Raw genomic sequence first — 19,823 nt, 5'->3', positions numbered from 1 at the left:
ACTCTTAGGCGGCCCACCTCACCCCTGGTACCGATGGCGCCTGTCCTTCACAGAAGAGGATTGGGACCAACTGCCTGCTGGTCAGGAAATGAGGTCCTTCTTCCTGGAGCCTGACCACACCGGCCACACCCCCATCGAAGACTGGGCACGCTTCTATAACCAATCGGAACGCAGCATCGAGGAGCGCCAAGTGCCGAGGGCCCTCACACGGTTCGAGGACCTGAAATCCAATCCCGTGCCCACAGTCGCCGACGCACTGGCACGGTCCGACCTTCACCCACCTCGACACCTCATCGAGGAAGCGGTGCGCGGAAGCACGTTCGACGCGATGCGCGCGCATGAGGACCGCAAAGCCAGCGGAACGGGCCGAGTCATGCGGCAAGGGCGAGTCGGTGGCTGGGCAGAGTGGATCACCAGTGAGCTAGCCACCCACTTTGCGAAGGAGCCGATCGTTTCGACCGCCCGCAGATACGGCTACGACCTCACCCCTGGAGAACGGGGCGATCGGCCACGATGGTGAATGCCCGCCCGCATCAGCCCGGTTGGCTCGTGGCCGTCGTCCTGGGCAGCGCGGTCTTCCTCGCGCTGTTCGACAGCACCGCGGTGGCTACCGCGCTGCCGGCCATCGGGCGTGAACTGGAGATCAGCTCAGCGAACCTGACGTGGGTGGTCAACGCCTACTCACTCGGACTGGGGTGTTTCGTCCTGGTCGGCGGTCGTATCGCCGACCTCATCGGGCGCCGCCTCACACTGGTCATCGGTCTCAGCCTGCTAGCCGCGGCGTCGGCCCTGGCCGGTACGGCGCCGGTCTTCGGAGTGCTGCTGGCCGCCCGGGTGCTGCAGGGAGTCGCGGCGGCGCTGGCCCTACCCGCCGCTCTGGCCCTGACCGGGCAATTGTTCGTCCAGGAGCCGATGCGCAGCCGTGCCTTCGCGGTCAACGCGGTCGCCGGCAGCGCCGCCGGGCTGCTCGGGGTCATCGCGGGCGGGACCGTCACCACGGTCGTGGGGTGGCGGTGGATCTTCCTGTGTGCGGCCGTGCCCGCGGTCCTCGCCGTGCTGGCCGCGATCGCACTCCTCCCCCGCGATGCCCAGAAGCCTCGACGCAGAACGCTGGACTTGCTCGGCGTCGCACTGGCCGCCGCTGGCCTGGCGGGGGTGCTCTACGGGCTCACCTCAGCCGGCCAAGAGCAGCCCCTGCATGCGTGGTTGCCCGCGGCTGCCCTGGGTGGCGCACTCTTGGGGCTCTTCGTCCTTCGGCAGGTCAAGGCCACCGATCCGCTCCTGAACCTGTCGCTACTGAGATCCCCGCGAACCCTGGGCGGCAGTTTGGGCATCGCTGCTCACTCCGCCGCCTACACGGCCGTGAGCGTGATCGGAAGTCTGCAGATGCAACTGGCCGCAGGGGCCACACCCGCCCAAGCCGGCCTGCTGCTCTCCCCGGTGCTGGTCATCGTCATCATCGCCAGTGCGTTGATCGGTCCCGTACTGCGCCGCTTCGGCACCCGCCTCATCGCGGGAGCCAGTCTTGTACTCAGCGGAGCGGCCCTGGCCGTACCGGCCGCTGTGTCCTCCTCGGCCCCGCTGTGGGCCTATGGGCTGGCGCTCACCGTGTGGGCGGCCCTTGGCGGCGGGATCAACCACGTCGCCCTGACGCGTGAGACTATCGGGAACGCACCCTCGGGCCAACGCGGGGCCATCTCGGGCATCTTCGAGACCGCCACGCATATCGGCGGTGCCCTCGCCCTCGCGATCTACGCCGGGGCCCTGGCCGCCGGCGGCTTCTCCGCGGCCTACCTGTGGGCCATCGCGTTCTCGGTCGCCGGAGCCGCCGCGGTCTTTCTGCTCATCCCACGGCCATCCGCGCGAGAATGCGACGCAGCCCCCGGCGACCGCTCCACGCCCTGACACCACCGGCAGCGTCGGCACTGGGCGATCGATCTGGCTGACACCCGTAGAGTGCGCGAACAAGCAACCGAGCACTGTGGCTTGAGAATCCGGCAACACAGCCCTGCCAAACTCAATACAGGCCGAGAGCCTCCATCACACTCGGCACGAAGCACGTCATGTGGGGCGCTGGCGGGCGGACGCGGGCCCCTGGGCGGCCGGGCCCGCAGGGTCACGGAACGGCAGAATGCTCCGCGAGGTCCCCTCCACCTGTACGAGACCTTGCACTGGGGAGCACACACGGAGCATTCCAGGCCCCGATCGGTGCCGCGCGCCTTGCCTGTTCGACTCGTACGTCCTGTTGACCTGGGGTTTTGTGGCGCACCCGGCAGGATTCGAACCTGCGGCCATCGGATGAGAAGTTCGCCGGTTACGTACCGTGGCGTGTCGCTACGTACCGTTTCATGTCACCCCATCCGATCCGCCGTGCCGCCTGGCGTCATGTCATGCTGCCCGGTGTCGCCCAGTTCCGAAACCGCGGAGCACGAACGGAGCACGCACGCCCTGTCGCTGGCGTCCGATGGCACCTCACGAGGTTCTCGTTCGACGTTCGGCCGCCGACCGCGCGGTGCCCGGCGGTCACAAGGGCGTTCGCCTGCCGATGGGGACGGTCAGCAGCCGGAAGTCGCCCCGGCGGCCTTCCAACCGGGAGTACCACGACCACGTACACCGGTACGCGCCGCGCAGCGTAAGGGCCTCTTCCCGCTTGGCGGTGGTGCCCTGGCCGGCGTAGGGGCGCCAGGCGCGGACGCCCGCCAGGCGGGCGCCTTCGTAGAGGCGGAAGGCGTCGTGGATGGCGGTCCGGTGGTGGTCGGGGCGTTTCCAGTACAGGGCGTCGTTGATCAGGAGCAGGACGCCGCCGCTCCAGCCCAGGCGGTGGTCGGTCAGCCGTTCCAGGTCGCGGATGTCGCGGACCACGTCGTAGCAGGTCAGGTCCTGGGCGCTGTGGTTCTTGAGGGCGAAGCGCTCGCCCGCCACGGTCCCGCTCCAGGCCGCCCGGGGGTAGCGCAGCCGCAGGGCCAAGTGCACCCCCACTGCGGGGACGGACGCGCGCAGGTCCACGCGCTCGGTCCCTCGGCCGTCGCCGGGGTGGAGTTCCAGGGCCGGGTCGCAGGCGCGGATGCTGCGGGCGAGGGAGTGCACCAGGTCCGACTTGGACTGGAACACCGGCCGTGTGCGCCTCAGGTGCTCGATCCACGCCCCGAACCGGCTGCCCCAGTTACTCATGCCGGTCAACCTACAGTTGCACGACCACGCACGGTACAGGCTCCCTCGAACCCGGTACGCACCGGAAAGTCCGGAAACACGTTTTCACCGAAGTCGACACGCATCACCACCTTCATCACACCCGGCGCGAAACGCGCCGTAGATACGGCATGCCGTATCTACGGCGCCTGCCGAGGCAGAGCTTCCTAGGTCGCGGGTGGCTCACCACCCCCGTCCTCAGATTTAGGAAGGGGGCGTATCAGGCGGAGAACCCGCAGAGCGCGGTGTCGGAGGAGAGGGTTGCGCGACCACACTGCAGGAACGACCACAAATAATACAACTAGCAGCAGGGGCCAGCTCGGGGCGGTGTCCAGCACGGCGATCGCCACGTCGACCAGAGGGCGTGAAGGGGACACGGCATTCCTTCCACAGAATCGAAACGGATTGGTGAGACCAGCTTCGACTCTGTGAAAGGAGAGATGGACGGTCGGTGACGGGTACGTCCATCATCGGCCGAAACCTGACAGATGGCCACAGCGCCGGGCTGCGCCTGGCAGGATGTCTGACAGTTTCTGACACCACCGTACTCCCGGCTTGGAAGGAGCCACCGCATGCCACGGCCCTGGAAGCGCCCTGATCTCCCGACAGGCCCGCTTGCCGACCTCAACCGCTCCTTGCATGAACTACATCACCGGGCCGGATGGCTTTCCGCCCGTCAGATCCAGCGCTTCCTAGATGACAAGGGGGTGCCCATGTCCCACACCAAGATCCATGACACCCTCATCAAACCCACGCTTCCAACCAAGGGCGCCGTTGAGATGATCGCTGAGGTTCTGGCTGAAGCCATCCGCGGCGCCAACGTTGACGCTGAAGTCCACCGCCTTCTCGAACTGTGGGACGCCGCCTCCCCTTTTTCACCCGCTCCCGTTGGTACTGAGATAAGGCATGACAGCGAGGCCGATGGTCCACGCGCTGTTGAGCCCTTGCACCCTGAGCAGAAGTTTTCGGCGAGCGTCGCCTTTCCCGACAATCGCAAGCAGGACGCCAGCCACGTTAGCGATCACATTGACTTCCGTAACTCCACCTTCGTAGGTCCGGTTGTCGGCACAGTGAAAAATACACAGGACTTTGAGATCAGGCGAGAACAGCGCCACGACGACCTGGGGCCGCCACACCCTGGAGAGATTCAGACCACCACGGAACCGTCGCGCGCCGCAGGCCAGGACCTATTCGGCTCAATTACCGTGCCGCGCGATTACCGGGTCGCGGCCACTGCACATACAGGCAACAGCCAGTGTTCCCTACCGCTCCCTCTGGTCCTGCACGCACATGTTCCCCATCGGTTCCATATCGAGCATCTCCCTCCTGGTGCTAGCGGGCCACGAACGCAGGAGGTGAGGTTCCGGTTCTGGCCCCCCATCGCCGGTGTGGATGATGCGAACGCCTGGCGATGCCCCTGCGACCGGCCCACCGGTGAGACAACTGAGGGCCAAGGGCACTGGGAGATGCGGGTACCGATCAACCACTCTCGTCCCCCGAACCTGCACTGAACTCCTGGGTTTTGCTGAGATTCCGCTTCTTTGAGACGGGTGCTGGGGCTGCCTCCCGTCACTCGCTCTCATGTCTGTCGGAGCGGAGATGCCTGTCCCTGAAGCTGCGCTACTCCGATCCATCCCTGGTCGGATGTCGGTGCCGCCTGCAAGAATGTGGCGTAGCCGTCGTTGGGTTCACGACAGGAAAAAGTCGCGAGTCAGCGGGGTCGAAGGCTCAACGGGTTCGTGGACTTGGGGATCAAATGTCGGGGAAGCGTGCGGAAGAGCCTGAGCCGGGATCAGCGCGCGACTGGTACTTCGGTGACAGAGAGCCCCAGCTGCTCCCCACCCCCTGGCTCTCGGCCATGCGCTTCGAGGTTTTCGTTGAGCGGCTGTTGAAGGCACAGCCACTTCTCGGCACGGATGTGCGACACGTCGCGGATGTCGTTCGCTGGGGCGTCTCTGGTGATACTCAGGACGGCATCGACTTGTTCGGCCACTTCAATGATGGTGTGCCCGCAGCATGGCAGTGCAAGCACCTCACGTCCCTGCCACCAGCCCAAGTGCGCAAGGCGGTACAGGCACTGACGTTCAAGGGCGCCAAAGAGTTCTATCTCGTCTACGCCGATGTGGCGAAGGCTGGTGCACGCAAGGAGATCAAGAAGCATCCGGAATGGCAGTTGTGGGATCGGCGGGACTTGACCGTGAAGCTGCGTGAGCTGCCGGTGCAGATCCAGCGGGACATCCTTGACGAGTTCTGGGGTCAGGAGGTCAGGCGGCTGTTTTTGGAGAGTTCGGACGACGCCTTCGTGCCGATCGAGACGTTCGCGGACAGCCGACGGCGCCCCGAGGTTGTGATGAACGATCTTGGTGCTCTCGCCGGCCGGACCATCGAGATGGACACGATGAGGGCTGCTTTCGACCGCTTTTCGGGCGATTTCCGGCAAGTCGTGGTAGTGACCGGACCCGGTGGCCGGGGGAAGTCTCGCCTCTTGACCGAGTCGCTTCTCGAACTGCGGGAGCGACAACCGCACCTGCTTGTCATCTGTCTGAGGCCCGGATGGGTGTTCAGTGAGAAGGCGATGGGTGAGCTTCGGGGCGGCGCTTCGGTGGTCGTAGTCGATGACGCTCACGTCGACATCGAGGCGCTCGCGCCGCTATTGAGGTTCGCGCGCAGTCGGGAAGACGTCCAAGTCGTTTTGGCGACTCGTCCGAGCGCGCTGGAAGCCGTTAACCAACAGGTGATCCTGGCGGGTTTCCGGCCTTCCGAGAGAACGAGTGTTTCGGTCGGTGAGCTCACGAGAACACAGGCGCAGAGTCTCGTGAGAGAACTCACGGACGGGATGGGGCTGGGTTTTGACTTGCGGTCCTACCTAGCAGGTCAGGCACAACACAGTCCGTACGTCGCAGTGATCACCACCAACCTCATCCGACACGGGGAGCTGACCGCAGCGCTCGCTGTTGACGCCAACCTGCGCGAAACGGTCCTTGCGCGATACCGCGACCTACGTGAGCCCGACATCGATGGGTTCGACGGCAGCACCACACACAAGGTCCTGGCCACCTACGCCGCACTCGGAGCAGTACCCCGTAAGGACCACGAACTGATGAACCAGATCGCAGATTTCTGCGACCTGCCACTCCCAGATCTGGTGCGGATTATCGCCTCGCTGACCGACCACGGTGTCCTCGTGGAACAGGGCGATGTGTTCCGGGTCGTACCGGACATCGTGGCCGACAGCATCCTTGAAGAACAAGCGGCTTGTGGCAACTTCGATACCGGGTTCGCCACCGAGCTCTGGAAAGCCTTCGGTCACGGAGAGCACCAGCACCGGCTGATGATGTCTCTCGGTGAACTCGACTGGCGCCTGTCCAGGTGCGACGGCCCCCGTGTGATGGATCGAATCTGGGCGACGATCCGTCAGCGCCTCCAGACGTTGACCTATGGCGACTTGCACGACGAACTCGGCCACTTCCCACAGCTCGCGGCGACTCAACCGCGAGCACTGCTCGACGTGCTGGAGGACCTTCGTCTCCGACTGGATGAGGAGGATCAGAACAACACGCCAATCCCTCAGGGCAGTGGTGAACGGTTGTGGCGCCAACTCAGTGGTCTGCCACCCCTGGGTCGGGACGACGTTCGCAGCAAGCTACCTGCCCTGTACGCGCGTGCTGCCGTCCATGCACCCGAACTCCTCGAAACCGCCTTGGACGCGCTATGGGCTCTACACCAGCGCACCCCGCAGCCGTCCCACTCGAACCCAGAGAACGCACGGTGGGCGGTCGAGCAGCACCTCGGCAACCTGGTCAAACTCCCCGACCCTTCCTTCCCGGAACGCATCGTCGCGCAAGTCACCGGATGGCTCACCGAACCTGGCCAGGACGAAAGCGCCGCTACCCCGTTGTTCGCCCTCAAACCCCTTCTGGTGAAGGAAGAAGTCGTAACAGATCAGACAGCCCCACGGACGCTCTCGATGCAAGGAAAATCTATCTCCGCGACCGCGATGCGAACGGTACGCGACCAGATCCGAGCGCTCCTTCTCGACCAGGCCCTCTCCGAGAACCTTCACCACGCCTCTGAGGCCATCGAGCTGTTGCAGCAAGCCCTGCGTCAACCACACGGACACTTCGGCCAGGGAGTCGAGCCCCGCATCATCCTCTCCTGGGAAGATGACGACCTGGCGACCATCACCGTGCTGACCGAGATCTCACGGCGAACACCCATCCCCGCTCTCCGCCGGCGCGTGCGCCACACCCTCACCTGGCCAGCAGAGCGCGCAATGTCGTCACGCGTCATGCATGCCGCACTCACGACTCTGGCCGCACTCGACGGTGTCGACCACCTCGAGGATGACGTCGCAGACGTCCTTTTCGGCAGATGGCTCACACCTACCAGGGTCCATCCGGACGACGTGCCCACACTCGAGGAGCTCGAAGCCTCCCGAGCAACAGAACGTGAGCGTCTAACAGGCCTGACCAAGAGCGAAATCCAGGCCGAGCGTGCTGAGCAGTCAAAACAGAAGGTCCACCGTCGGCACGAACTCGAAGACGCCAGAGACGATGACATTGTCCGGCGCCTCCTCGACTTGGACACGTTTGTTGAAATGCTTGACCTGCTAGACCGCACTGCCCGCGACGTTATCAACCTCCATCACGACCGATCCTGCAACTTGTGGTCCATCTGGCAGCGCATCGCACAACGGGCACCAGAACTCCTCCTCGACATCATCCGCGGAATCGCTGACCGGGAACCCGGGCCCCTCGACCGAGGCTTGCAGCACCTGATCAACCTCATGCTGCAGCACAATCCCCATGAAGCCTTGATGTGGCTCCAGGAGGCTGTCGTCAGCGAGCGCACAGCCGTAAAAACGGCGATCGCTCACGGATTCGACCGCAACGCCTGGGACCACGTCGACGGCCTGTATGCCCTCTGGGTTACGGGCACCAGTGATCCCGATCCCAAGGTTGCAAACGAGTTTCTCAGTGCAGGTGGCCCCTACCTTCGCGCAGCGCCACTGGAAGCTGTCCCGTTCATGCTCGGTAAAGACATCACCGATACCGCCGCCACCTGTGCTCTATCAGAAGCCAGCGGCCTCGACGCAGCATCGTACGGAGCTGGACTCACCAGGGAAGAGGCCACCGCAGTTCTCCGGCTCATCGCACGCGCTGACTACGGGGCCTATGAGATCGAGAACGCGCTCACGGGAATCGCGTCCTCCCACCCCGACCTCGTACTCGACCACTTCACTGAACAGGACGCCGCAGATATCGCGCTACCCGTCGACCTGCACGACCTCGGAGCTGTCTATGACAACCACTCCACCGCGCTCGCATCCTGGCTCCGCCAGAATCTCTCTCTCGACCCCACCGTTCAAGACCGCCTCGGCCGCGTGGTCGCCACAGCCACTAACGATCGTCTAACCCAGGCTCAGGGGACGGCTCTCATTGAAATCCTCCCCGAACTCGACGCGGACTACCTCTTGGCCCTGACCCAGGTACTGAGAAGCGTCGATACGTGGCCGTTGTACCATCCGGTTCTTGCTGAGGCGATCATGACGCGTGCTCGCCAAAACGACGTCCACCACAAGGTTCGGGAGAGCTACCGGGACAGATTGCATCCGAGCCATTGGGGTGGCTGGAACGGCGAATCCTCGGAACTCACCGATGCTCTTGATCGCGCGCGACAGGCCGCGAGCCAAGTCCAGGATCCAGACCTTCGATCCGACTACGAGTGGGCCATAAATATAATTCAGAGCACCATCGACGCTGACCGTCGGCGTCACCAAGAGGACACTGAAAACGGGTGGGACTGACGAACTGGATGTTGCGCAATGACATCACTCCTGAAGAGATCGAGCATCTGTGTGAGGTGGGACCCTATGCATCGCAACCTGAGACATAACCCGGTGCCGCTGGTCTGCACCGAATCGGCAACGGCCTGTTCTGAAGCTGACCTGTCAAGAAGATGGGAAGCTTCGTAGTGAAACTCACGCTCGATACTAACTGCATCATCGCTTTGGATGAGAATCGACAGCCGGTGGCTGGATCTCTACGTCAGCTTCTTGCAGCACACTCGGTCGGGAACGTCCATCTGCGGCTGGTCGCCAGTAGCGCATCAGAATTTCAGCGTACGGGCGTCTACCTGACGAACTTTGGTCAGTTTGAGCAGCGCTTGGCCAGGCTCGACTTAGACCATCTGGAGGTTCTACGGCCACCTGCGACCTTGGGTGTCGGCTATTTGGGCCAGATGGTGCTCATTGGAGACGACGACCTGATCCTGCTGGAACGCATCCACGCAGTGCTATTTCCTTCCCATCCGTTCGAGTTGCAATATGCTATCGACGATGCGCCGCTTGGTACGGCCCAGGACATCGTCGAGCGTAAGTGGCGCAACCGCCGCCTCGACGTCGAAGCCATGTGGTGTCATATCCACTACGAGGGTGATGTCTTCGTCACCACCGACGATAACTTCTTCAAGGAGACGAAGAAGCCCCAGCTTTTAGCTCTCGGTGCACGTTCTATCCTCACACCGCTGCAAGCTGAAAAGCATGTCGAGCAGCGCCGTGCCTGATAAAAGCCACAGGGTGGTGTGCCGGGATTGTCTCCCGTCACTCACCTGACGCACTCCTTCTCCGCGGCCCGCCTATGCCTGGTGGTCATGGGGCGGCGGAGTCGATCCGGCATAGCCTGAGACCCGTGGCCCACACCGAAGACTTCGCCCAACATGCCGCTCGTGCTGTCAGTGTTGCCGCTCGGGCCCTGGGTGTTCCCACTTCACGGCTTGACGGACTTCCCGAGCTCGTTCGGATGGGAGAACGAGCGGTGTTCCGTCTTGGCAGTGACGTGATCGCCCGTGTTGAGCGCTCCGCGGACAGGTGGGAGGAGGCCGACCGGGAGGTGCGGGCCGCCCGCTGGCTCGCCGAAAAGTCACTTCCGGTGACCCGTCCCCTTCCCGGGAAGCAACCCGTCTTGGCCGAGGACCTCGTCGTCACTTTGTGGGAGGCGGTCCAGGGCGAGTGGACCGTTCCCCGGGAACTGGGCCGGCTACTGCGCGCCCTGCACCACCTCACCCCGCCACCGTCGCTCGGCCTGCCCGCCCTGGGCCCCTTCCACCGCGTGGCTGAACGCATCGACACCGCCCCTGGACTCGACACCGCCCAGCGCGACCTGCTCCGCACACACCACCAGGACCTCGCCGCCCGCTGGCCCACGGTCACACCTGTCCTCGGCACACACGTCATCCACGGCGACGCCAACATCGGCAACGTCCTGGCCACCCCCCAAGGGGTCGTGCTCTTCGACCTAGACGGCATCTGCTGGGGCCCACCCGAATGGGACCTGGTCTTGACCGCCCTGTACCGGGACCTGGGCTGGCACAGCGACACCGAGTACGCCGACTTCTGCGACGTCTATGGGTTCGACGTCACCTCCTGGGACGGCTATCCCCTCTACAAGCAGGTCAGGGAGTTGCGGATGACGACCTGGCCCGCTCAGAAGGGTGGGGAGAGCCCTGAGATCGATGCTGAGATCGCTCGGCGGATCGCCGACCTCGCCGACCCCCGGCGCCCTCGGAGCTGGAATCCCTACTGACCCGTGGATCTCACGGTTCCCGTAGTCCGGGCCTGGTGGAGGAACCGGTCCGCTTCCGGCTGCCCCCGATAAGCGTGCACACTGTCGACGAACGTGTCCAGGTATCCCTCACACCTGGCCAAGGATGTCGCCTGTACCTGCGGCACCACCGCGGCACCTACGTGACAGGCCTCCTCGACCTCGCCCTGCCCGAGTATCGCGGACGCCAGCACGAGCCGGGTGAAGACCCGGCTGCGCGCGTACTCCTGCCCGGAGGAGGCGGTCAGGCTTTGCTCGGCCGATCGTCGAGCGGCACGGGCTTCTCCCAGGTCATGATGGCAGTGGGCTACTTCATCGGCGTACTCCGCCTGGTCGAAGTACCCGATCCACGCCGGATCGGCATCAGGGTCACATCGGTTGAAGGCCTGCTCGGCGTGGCCCATCGCCCGAGAACACGCACCTTTGTCCCCCAGGGAAGCATGGGCACGCGCCTCCATCATCAGGAACTGCGCCCGCAGGGTCGCCGTTGCCCGCTCCCCGGCTCCGGTCAACGCCGCCCGCGCCAGGTCCCGCGCTTCGGCATAGGAGCCCACGTAGTTGGCCTGGTGGCTCATCGCCGACAGCACACTCGCCCCCAACAGGCGGTCTTCGGCATGGTCCGCCAGGTCCAAGGCCTGCACGAAGTAGCGTCGGGCCGTCCCGTTGCGCTGGGCATCGTAGGACATCCACGCCAGCGAGAGCACGAACTCCGCAGACACCGCGAACACTGATCGCCCGATACTGCTCGGGTACGACCTGCGCAGCAGCGGAACCACCGTGCCGCTGAGGTACTGCGTGGCCGCTATCCGCGCATGATCACCGCCGAAGCGGTTGTCCAGGCTCGCGAACGCAGCCGCAGCAGCCCGGATAGCCGCTACGGGACCTTCCTCACCCCGAAGCTTCTCGGAAACGGACGGGGTGTGGGACACCAACCACGACAGTACGGCCGAACTGATCACCGAATAGGGCGGTTGCGCTTCCACCCCGGGGACTTCCTCCAGATCCAGCCGGGTCACCCCCTCAAGGACCGACGCGGTCTGCTGCCCGGAGCCGTTCAACTCCAGGCCGAGTTCAGGCGGGAAGCGTTCCATCACCGGGCTAGGGATGTCGTACCCGCGAGTGAGACCCTCCAGCACCCGCTGGACGGTCTCCCGCTTGCGCAACTCGCGCTGTCCGCTCAGGACCCGGGAGACCATGGCCTGCGACAGGTCAACCATCCGCGCGACGGCGTCCTGGGCCAAGTCCGTATGCCGCAACCAACAGAAGGCGGATCAGCGCGTTGACGTCCTGATCGGCCACAGCCCGCCGCACCTGAGGCATGCGCCAAAAACGCGCAGGGACGCAAGAGCAGTCGTCGCTACGCAGGCGGCCACAATTTCCGCAGAGCACGGGTGCCTTCCATCGGAGACCTCGGGGCGGTCGGGTGGCACAGAAGACTACGCGGACCGCATACCGACCGGCCATGACCGGCTTGTCATAACCACCATGCCCGCACAGTCATGGGGTTGTCAGCGTTTTCTCTCAACAGTGGCCCCCTGACCCCAGCGAAAACGACTGAGACCGGACCGGCCGTTGCGCGAAGTGCTCATCGGACACTTCCCGGGCCTCCACACAGCACCCAGCCCCATGCTCACTGCGGTTTCCCGCCACCTTCGAAGACCGAGCTGAGAACAGCGGCGTGGCGAGGAGACGACCAGGGCGGGCCGGTCGTGTATGCCCCGCGCGGGTCGAGTGAGTTCGGTCCGTTGCTGCCACCACCCCGCGCCGATGACCCGGTGGGGCACGGGTACACGGCTTTCCAGGTGGTGCGGTTGGCGGTGTGGGCGGCGCGGGAGTGCCGGTGGGTGGACGCCATGGACCCGGTGCACCGCGCGGAGACCGCGTGGGAGGCCATCGCCGAACACCTCCAACTCGCCCACGAGCGCCCGGAGGAGACGGAGCTGATCGCCCTCGGGTGGAAGGCGATGAAGGCCCAGCATTACCAGGACCTCAAAGTCCGCGGCCTGGGCGGCAAGGACAAGGCCCTGCTGACGCGGGCGTTCGTGCGGTACTGGACCAGCGCCTCGGCACCCGCCCACTCCCACGAGGACCACATCGTCGACCGCCTCGCCCTGGCGCAGATCTGGACCGCACTGAAACCCGCCCACCGCCAGGTGCTCACCGCCCTGGCCGAACACGAGGATCGACGCAGTGCCGAACGTTCCCTGAACATGGACCCCGCCGCTTTCACCCGCACGTTGGGGCGAGCTCGCCGTGCCTTCCTGGCGCTGTGGCACGAGGGGGAGGCCCCGTCCCTGCTGTGGGGCTACGACCGGACCGGGGCGCGGCACCAGAACGTGATGTACCTGGTCCGGCTGCGCAAACGCCGCACCCTACAACGCAAGGCCGAGGGGCATGTGCGCCGCTACGGGCACCGCCCGCCCCGGGACCTGGGGGTTCCCGACGCCGAGCTGCTGGCCCGGCACGAGGCCGGGGAGAGCTACGCGGCGTTGGCCGCGTGCTTCGGGGTCAGCCGCGCACTGATCGCCTCCCGGGTGGCCAGGACCCGGGCCCGGACGCCGACAGGCGCTGGCGGTTCCGGGATTGGGCTGCGAGGCCCGGGCTGACGGCGACCCGTGTATGTGCGGGATTTGGGTCGGGGGTTGAACCACCTCGCGAGGCAGAGCGACCATCGACCAGCCCGCTGCAGGACGCACGTACCCGGCGGGTGTGGGAAGCCGTGTGCCGGGCGCGTCCGGGCGGGAAGCGCAGCCCCGGGCGGTAGACGCCGCCGGGGCCAATGACACTCACCCGGCCTGCACGAACACGCTGAACAACCAACAGAAGACAGGTGCCCCGACCGGTGCTGGAACACCGGACCGGGGCGCGATCACCACCTGATAGCTCCAGGAGGAGACCGTGCACGATCCTACAGTTGGCCGTCACCGGCGGCCGTGTCACAGCATGGCCGGGCGCGTGTGGGCGCTGACCGCCGCGCTGCTGGCCGCCGCTCTGGCTGCACTTTTCAGCCCTCGATCGGATGGAATTCCCCGCCGGGTCCCGCGCGCACTGCCCACCGCACCCCCGACCACCACCGCCGCCAAGTGGGGCGACCTGTTCGCCGACCGTCCCGGCTTCCCTGATCTGGAGGTTTGGATGACTGGAGCCTCGACCGCCTCGGCGCGCTGGGGGCAGGCCTACCGCGACCACTCCGCCTTGTTCGAGTCAGAGGATCGGGTGGACACTGACCCTGACTTGATCGCCGGAGCATTGGTGCGCCCCTACCTCGACCTCGCAGCCATTCCTCACCCCCGCCCGGCCGAACCGGAGGATTACCCGGCCACACCTCCGAGCGTGGAGCCAGAGCCGGTGGAGGAGGAGTTCGCCGAGCTAACCGACCGCATCCGCATCTATTTGGCGCTGCGGGGCTGAGGAAACCGCGAGCAGTCCGGGGCGTCTTCTCCTGCGGGAGGAGACGCCCCGGCGTTTTTCTGCGCCCCCGAGGCCGCCGTGTATTTCTCGATCAATGGCTGCGAAGAAAACACCCGAGATGGGATTCCAGCCAATCGACGCGCTCGGTCGACTTCCAGGCGTGCCGGTTATGTGGCTTTTGCGGGGTGGGCCTGTGACTCCGCCGGAGACTCCGCCTGTGACTGGGCCCAACGGGGTCCCTGTGACTCCGCCTGTGCGTGGGCCCATTAGAGCGGCCCACCCCATCCGCGTTATCAGTGCAGGTCAAAACCGCTCCGGGTAGGCCTTTCGCAACCCAGACACATACCCAAGTGGGTAGTTCCTCTTCACGTAGGGCGGGGCCGCCCCGGGGCTGGCGGGCCTCGGCCCGCCAGCCCGGCGATGCCCTGCCGTGCGGTCGTCTCCTCCTCCTGCTGCTCTCCCCAGCGCTTCGCATTCCCTTTCTCTGGTCTCTTGGAAAGACATTCTCGGAAACGCTGGAAAACAACCCGGTTCGGGGTGCTCGCGTGCCAGAGCGAGGTGATCGATGCACACACGAGGCGATCTGCCGGCCGCCACCTCGTTCGCGAGCCCGGGTGCTGCTCCTGGCGGACGGGGGCGTGCTGCGCGAGGGCTTCTCGCTCGATGTCTCATCGCAGACGCGGGGTGGTGGGTGGTTTCCTTCACGAAGGCCTGCGCCACCTTCTTTTCTGTCGCTCCTGGAGTGTGCTCATCCAAGGTCGGTGCGGTCCGGTTCCGGTGGGTGGGGCGGGCTCGACCTGCGGGCGGCGGAGCGGTGGCTGTCCGGTCTGGAGTGGACACCGCAGCGCCTTGTGCCGTCGTCCTTCTTCGGGGTGGTTCTGAGGGTGGACCCCCGAGTGAGAGCGACGTGAGAAGGGGTCCAACGGGTGGTCCGGCAAGGGGTCCAACGGGTGGTCCGCGCTCCTGGATCCCCCTTCGCTGCCATTCTTGCAGGTCAGGTGCTACTCAGATGGTCCAACGCCTGCCCAGACTCATACCCGGTGGGTAGTTCTCTTCACGTGGGGGGCGGGCGACGCCCCCGCAGGGCGGGAGGCACCGCCCGCCCAGCGGCCTCCCGGAAACCCCTTCCTGCCACTTTCGCTGCACCCCGCCCCCCTTCATTTCTGCTTTTCCTTTCTCTGTTCACCTGTATCGACATGGGTAGCGGAGCGGTGCTGGGGCGTGGCAGTTCGGGCGTGGAGATCGTCCGGCGTCGCGTGGTGGACGCCCCGGCATCGGTACCGACTCGTGAGGGCTTCGAGAGTGGAAGGGGCGGCGCGGGAAGGAGCGGGACCAGCCTGGCCTGGGCAGATCGCTGGGCGGGTGTCGCATCGGCTGCGGGGACGTCTTCATAGGGGTTCATCGGGGCGAGACGACGACACAGGGAAGAGGCCCACCGGTGGCGACACCCATCCACCTCCACCTGGCCCCACAACCTGGGCCAACGAACGGCCACTGGGAGCGGGGAAGTCCGGGGCCCTGCGCGGGGTCGCCGCTGTCGCCGTGCCCGGGGTCCTCGGGGCCACCAGCGCCCCGACGTCGCCCCACTGGCCGTGTCCGACCCATCGCCCCAGCACGCGTCGCCCGGGGCGGTCGGGCCGTTTGACGGCCCCGAATCGGTCGGCCCAGGTTCCCGTGCTGGATGGGCTCATGGCGGGCCCAGGCCGAATCCCTACCAAGCGGACACAGGGGCGAGGTTCTCCGCCCATCGGACGGGCAATCCGTCGAATCTGCTTGACCACCTCGGCGAGGTCGAGCGTGGATGCGTGGTGCCCCGTCGTCGGCGGGGTCGCGTGCCGTGTTCGCGCAGTTCAGAGGCGGTGAGGAGGTGGTTGTGGTGAAGCGGGAAACTCCGGTGATGCTGGCCGAGGTCGCCTCGCTGCCGGTGGTGTTGGGCCCAGTCCAGGCGGGGCGGATGCTCGGTCTGGGACGCACCACCGTCTACCGGTTGCTCCGCGAGGAGGCCTTCCCGGTCCCGGTCCGGAGAGTGGGGAAGGCGTGGGTGGTTCCGACCGCCGGGGTGTTGTCTTACCTCGGCTTGGAGATTCCAACGACCTCGACCGTCACCACTGGCAGGTGCGGGTGCAGTGCGCGTACGAACACCACGGAAGAGGGGTGAGCGACCGTATGAACGCATACGAGGGGTCGGTGTTCAAGCGGTGCGGGTGCCGGAGCGAGAACGGTGGTCGGGCGCTGGGGGTGAAGTGTCCGCGGTTGCGTCGGGAGGATGGGGCGTGGAACCCGAGGCACGGGAACTGGTGGTTCCAGCTCGAACTCCTGCGCACCGACCAGGGCAAGCGCCGCCAGGCCCGAAAGGGCGGCTTGGCCTCGCAGGAGGAGGCCAGGCGGCAGCTCGACCATGTGAAGGCGCTGCTGGCCCTAGCCGAGGGCGAGCAGGATCTTGAAGTCCAGGTCGCGGACCTGATCCAGGCCGCTCTCAAGGGCCGTCGTCCTCTGCCGGAGGTGGAGGAGGTGCGCAAGCGGATCGGCGCCGGGGTGGATGTCCGGCGGGAGCCGCCGCTGGTGGGGGTGTGGTTGCGCCAGTGGTTGGACGGCAAGCCCGACCTGGCGGAGGGTACCCGGGCCTCCTATGACGGGCACATCCGCAAATACCTCATCCCGCACCTGGGCAAGGTCCGGGTGGATCGGTTGCAGGCCCGTCATGTGGAGGTGATGTTCGCGGCGGTGGAGGAGGCCAATGTGCACATCCTGGAGTGCCGCGACTCCGAGGACCCGGAGGTACGGAGGTCGGTGCGGGGGCGTCGGGTGATCTCGCTGTCGACCAAGCACCGGATCCAGGCCACGCTGCGCAGCGCACTGTCGGACGCGGTCCGCTCCCCGGACCTGCCCATCACGGTGAACATCGCCTCGCACGTGCGCCTGCCCTCCTGTCCCCGCAAACGGCCCCTGGTATGGACCGCTGACCGGGTGCGCCAGTGGGAGAAAGACGGGACCGTACCCGGCGAGGTGATGGTCTGGACCCCCAAGCAGACCCGTACCTTCCTGACCCACGCGAGGAGGCACACGTGGTTGTTCCCGATGTTCCACCTCATCGCCGTCAAGGGGCTACGCCGGGGTGAGGCGGTGGGGTTGCCGTGGGCGAACACGCGGCTGGTGGACGGGCAGATCGACATCCGAGTCCAGGTCGTCCAGCTCGCGTGGGAGACGATCACTTCCACGCCGAAGAGCGCGGCGGGCCAGCGCACCATCACTCTGGACGCCGACACCGTCAAGATTCTCCGCGGTTGGAAGAGGTTCCAGAACGAAGCCCGACTCCAAGCGGGTAAGAACTGGCAGGTGACGGGGCCGGTGTTCACCCGCCAGGACGGCTCGGGCTGGCATCCGGGGCAGGTCAGTGACTGGTTCTGCCGCATCGCCAAGGCCGCCGGGCTCCCGCCGATCACGCTGCACGGGCTCCGCCACGGGGCTGCTTCCCTGGCGTTGGCGGCGGGTACGGACGTGAAGGTGGTGTCCTCCGAGCTGGGCCACGCGACCACGCACTTCACCCAGGACACCTACCAGTCGGTGTACCCCGACGTCGCCAAGGCCGCCGCTGAGGCGATTGCCGCGCTGCTGCGCGGGGAACCGGTGTCGGCCGGGTAGCGGGACGGGGGAGCACACCAGGAGCACATATGGCCCTGGAACGCGGCGAGAACCTCTTGCGAGGTCCTCGCGCGCCCCATCTGACCTGGGATTTTGTGGCGCACCCGGCAGGATTAAAACCTGCGGCCATCGGATTAGAAGTCCGGTGCCCCACTCCCCCAGTAAGAGGCCCGGTCTCCGCTTCTCCGTTCCGTTTCGGGAAGCCCTACGGGGACCCACCACGCCCCGGGGCCCGCCCCTCGCCACGGTCTCCGCGTGGTGGACCGGGGGCTTGGCCGCGGCTTCCGGGAACCGCCCTCGCCCTCGCCCTCGCCCTCGAGCACCGTTTCCGCCTGCCCGGCGGGTCCCGGCCGGTCGGAACCGCGATACCGCGATACCGCTCCACGCGGTCCGACCAGCCGGAAAGAGGATCAGGAGGTGCGGTCGCGCAGCTCGCGCTTGAGGATCTTGCCGGAGGCGTTGCGCGGCAGCTCGGCCACCACCCGCACCTCCTTGGGCGCCTTGAACGGCGCGAGGCGGGCGCGTACGTGCTTCACCAGGTCGTCGGGCAGCGTCTCGGGGTCGGCCTCGTCGGTGGGCACCACGAACGCGGTCACCGCCTCGATCCACTTCTCGTCGGGGGCACCGACCACCGCGGCCTCGGCCACCCCGGGGTGGGTGTACAGGGCGTCCTCCACCTCGCGGGAGGCCACCAGGACGCCGCCGGTGTTGATGACGTCCTTGATCCGGTCGACCACCTCGATGTAGCCCTCGGAGTCGATGCGCACCAGGTCGCCGGAGTGGAACCAGCCGTCGCGGAAGGCCTCCTCGGTCTCCTGCGGCTTGTCCCAGTACCCCCGGCACAGCTGCGGCGACCGGTAGACCACCTCCCCCAGCTCGCCGGGCCCCACGTCCTGGCCCTTGTCGTCCATCACCCGCAGTTCCACGAACAGGGCGGCCCGGCCCGCGGAGGCGGGGCGCGCCTCGTGCTCCTCCGGGCACAGGACGGTGGCCAGCGGACCGATCTCGCTCTGCCCGAAGCAGTTATAGAACCCCAGTTCGGGCAGGGCGGAGCGCAGCTTGTCCAGGACGGGCCCGGGCATGACCGAGGCGCCGTAGTAGGCCTTGCGCAGGCTCGACAGGTCGCGGCGGGCGAAGTCGGCGTGGCCCGCCATCGCCACCCACAGGGTGGGCGCGGCGAAGAACGCCCCGTGCCGACCGGTCTCGATCCGGCCCAGCAGGTCGGCGGGGTCGGGCGTCTCCACCAGGGTGTTGCGGGCCCCGACCGCCAGCCACGGCATGAGGAAGACGTGCATCTGCGCGCTGTGGTAGAGCGGCATGGCGTGCAGCGGCTCGTCGTCGGCGGACAGGTCCAGGCCCACCACGCAGGACAGGTACTCGTGCACGAGCGCGCGGTGGGTCATCATCGCGCCCTTGGGGCGGGACGTGGTACCGGAGGTGTACAGAAGCTGCACCAGGTCGGTGTCGGAGACCGCCACGTCCAGTTCGGGCACCGGGCCCCGAAGGCTGTCGGCGAGCAGTGAGCCGGGCCCCTCCCGCAGTTCCAGGACCTGTTCCACCCCGGTCTCGGCGCGCAGGCCGTCCACGGCCGAGCGCAGGGCCGGGTCGGCCAGGACGATGGAGCTGCCGGACTGTTCCAGCAGGTAGGACAGCTCCTCTCCCTGGAGGGCGAAGTTGACGGGCACGTGGACCAGGCCCGCGCGGGCACAGGCCAGGAACCCGATGAGGTAGGCGTCGGAGTTCCTCCCGTAGGCGGCCACCCGGTCGCCGGGGGCGGCGCCGAGGCCGAGCAGCCGTGCGGCGGCACGGGTGACCCCCGCGTCCAGCTCGGCGTAGGTCCAGGTGCGGTCGCCGAAGACCAGTGCGGTGCGCCCGGGGGTGCGCGCCGCACTGCGCCGGAGAAGGTCGTCGACGGTGCTGGATGTCGTTGAACTGTTCATGGCCCTGCTTCCCATCCGTCCGTACGGCTCCCGTGGAGCC

At 66.5% G+C, this 19,823-nt stretch carries 13 protein-coding genes; 10 read left to right on the top strand and 3 right to left on the bottom strand.

What is annotated here, in order from left to right:
- Nucleotides 1–88: 88 nt before the first annotated feature.
- Together NOSIN_RS28155 and NOSIN_RS07190 are read left to right on the top strand one after the other, a co-directional pair.
- Nucleotides 89–520, top strand: a complete 432-nt coding sequence (locus NOSIN_RS28155) for a sulfotransferase domain-containing protein (protein ID WP_143832875.1) — start codon at nt 89–91, stop codon at nt 518–520.
- 29 nt (nt 521–549) lie between these two features.
- Nucleotides 550–1,905 carry an MFS transporter gene (locus NOSIN_RS07190; protein ID WP_170293665.1) on the top strand — a complete coding sequence of 452 codons (1,356 nt, stop codon included), beginning with the start codon at nt 550–552 and terminating at the stop codon, nt 1,903–1,905.
- 618 nt (nt 1,906–2,523) lie between these two features.
- Here NOSIN_RS07190 and NOSIN_RS07185 read toward each other — a convergent pair.
- Entirely contained in the window at nt 2,524–3,171 is a 648-nt protein-coding gene (locus NOSIN_RS07185) for a hypothetical protein (RefSeq protein ID WP_143832874.1), read from the bottom strand.
- 731 nt (nt 3,172–3,902) lie between these two features.
- Here NOSIN_RS07185 and NOSIN_RS27670 point away from each other — a divergent pair.
- The 4 genes from NOSIN_RS27670 (at nt 3,903) to NOSIN_RS07160 (ending at nt 10,772) form a co-directional block, all read left to right on the top strand.
- Entirely contained in the window at nt 3,903–4,700 is a 798-nt protein-coding gene (locus NOSIN_RS27670; RefSeq protein WP_227014445.1) for a hypothetical protein, read from the top strand.
- Between the two features lie 347 nt (nt 4,701–5,047).
- Nucleotides 5,048–8,995 (top strand): P-loop NTPase, encoded by a 3,948-nt coding sequence (locus NOSIN_RS07170; protein WP_143832873.1) that lies wholly within the window; start codon nt 5,048–5,050, stop codon nt 8,993–8,995.
- 167 nt (nt 8,996–9,162) lie between these two features.
- A complete protein-coding gene (locus NOSIN_RS07165) occupies nt 9,163–9,753 on the top strand; it encodes a hypothetical protein (RefSeq protein ID WP_143832872.1) in 591 nt (196 codons plus the stop codon).
- 74 nt (nt 9,754–9,827) lie between these two features.
- The gene (locus NOSIN_RS07160; RefSeq protein WP_330359715.1) at nt 9,828–10,772 is read left to right on the top strand and encodes a phosphotransferase enzyme family protein; all 945 of its coding nucleotides are present in this window, start codon (nt 9,828–9,830) and stop codon (nt 10,770–10,772) included.
- On the opposite strand, the gene NOSIN_RS07155 is transcribed toward NOSIN_RS07160, so the two are convergent.
- Nucleotides 10,766–12,031 carry a hypothetical protein gene (locus NOSIN_RS07155; protein ID WP_227014447.1) on the bottom strand — a complete coding sequence of 422 codons (1,266 nt, stop codon included), beginning with the start codon at nt 12,029–12,031 and terminating at the stop codon, nt 10,766–10,768. The two genes, NOSIN_RS07160 and NOSIN_RS07155, sit on opposite strands and share 7 nt — an antisense overlap.
- 504 nt (nt 12,032–12,535) lie before the next feature.
- On the opposite strand from NOSIN_RS07155, the gene NOSIN_RS07150 reads away from it, so the two are divergent.
- From NOSIN_RS07150 to NOSIN_RS07135, 4 genes are all read left to right on the top strand, one after another.
- Nucleotides 12,536–13,396, top strand: a complete 861-nt coding sequence (locus NOSIN_RS07150) for a hypothetical protein (RefSeq protein WP_077689980.1) — start codon at nt 12,536–12,538, stop codon at nt 13,394–13,396.
- 337 nt (nt 13,397–13,733) lie between these two features.
- A complete protein-coding gene (locus tag NOSIN_RS26640; protein WP_143832871.1) occupies nt 13,734–14,201 on the top strand; it encodes a hypothetical protein in 468 nt (155 codons plus the stop codon).
- Nucleotides 14,202–16,038: 1,837 nt separating this feature from the next.
- Nucleotides 16,039–16,359, top strand: coding sequence for a helix-turn-helix transcriptional regulator (locus NOSIN_RS07140; protein ID WP_236743317.1), 321 nt, complete (start codon nt 16,039–16,041; stop codon nt 16,357–16,359).
- Between the two features lie 8 nt (nt 16,360–16,367).
- Nucleotides 16,368–17,843 carry a tyrosine-type recombinase/integrase gene (locus NOSIN_RS07135; RefSeq protein ID WP_077693461.1) on the top strand — a complete coding sequence of 492 codons (1,476 nt, stop codon included), beginning with the start codon at nt 16,368–16,370 and terminating at the stop codon, nt 17,841–17,843.
- Between the two features lie 410 nt (nt 17,844–18,253).
- Here NOSIN_RS07135 and NOSIN_RS07130 read toward each other — a convergent pair whose 3' ends face one another.
- The gene (locus NOSIN_RS07130) at nt 18,254–19,783 is read right to left on the bottom strand and encodes an acyl-CoA synthetase (RefSeq protein ID WP_077689978.1); all 1,530 of its coding nucleotides are present in this window, start codon (nt 19,781–19,783) and stop codon (nt 18,254–18,256) included.
- Between the last annotated feature and the right edge of the window lie 40 nt (nt 19,784–19,823).

It is taken from the genome of Nocardiopsis sinuspersici (genome assembly GCF_001998325.1).
Lineage (GTDB): Bacteria > Actinomycetota > Actinomycetes > Streptosporangiales > Streptosporangiaceae > Nocardiopsis > Nocardiopsis sinuspersici.
Note: the sequence above shows the minus strand (reverse complement) of the source record. Positions and strands in the feature narration are given on the sequence as shown.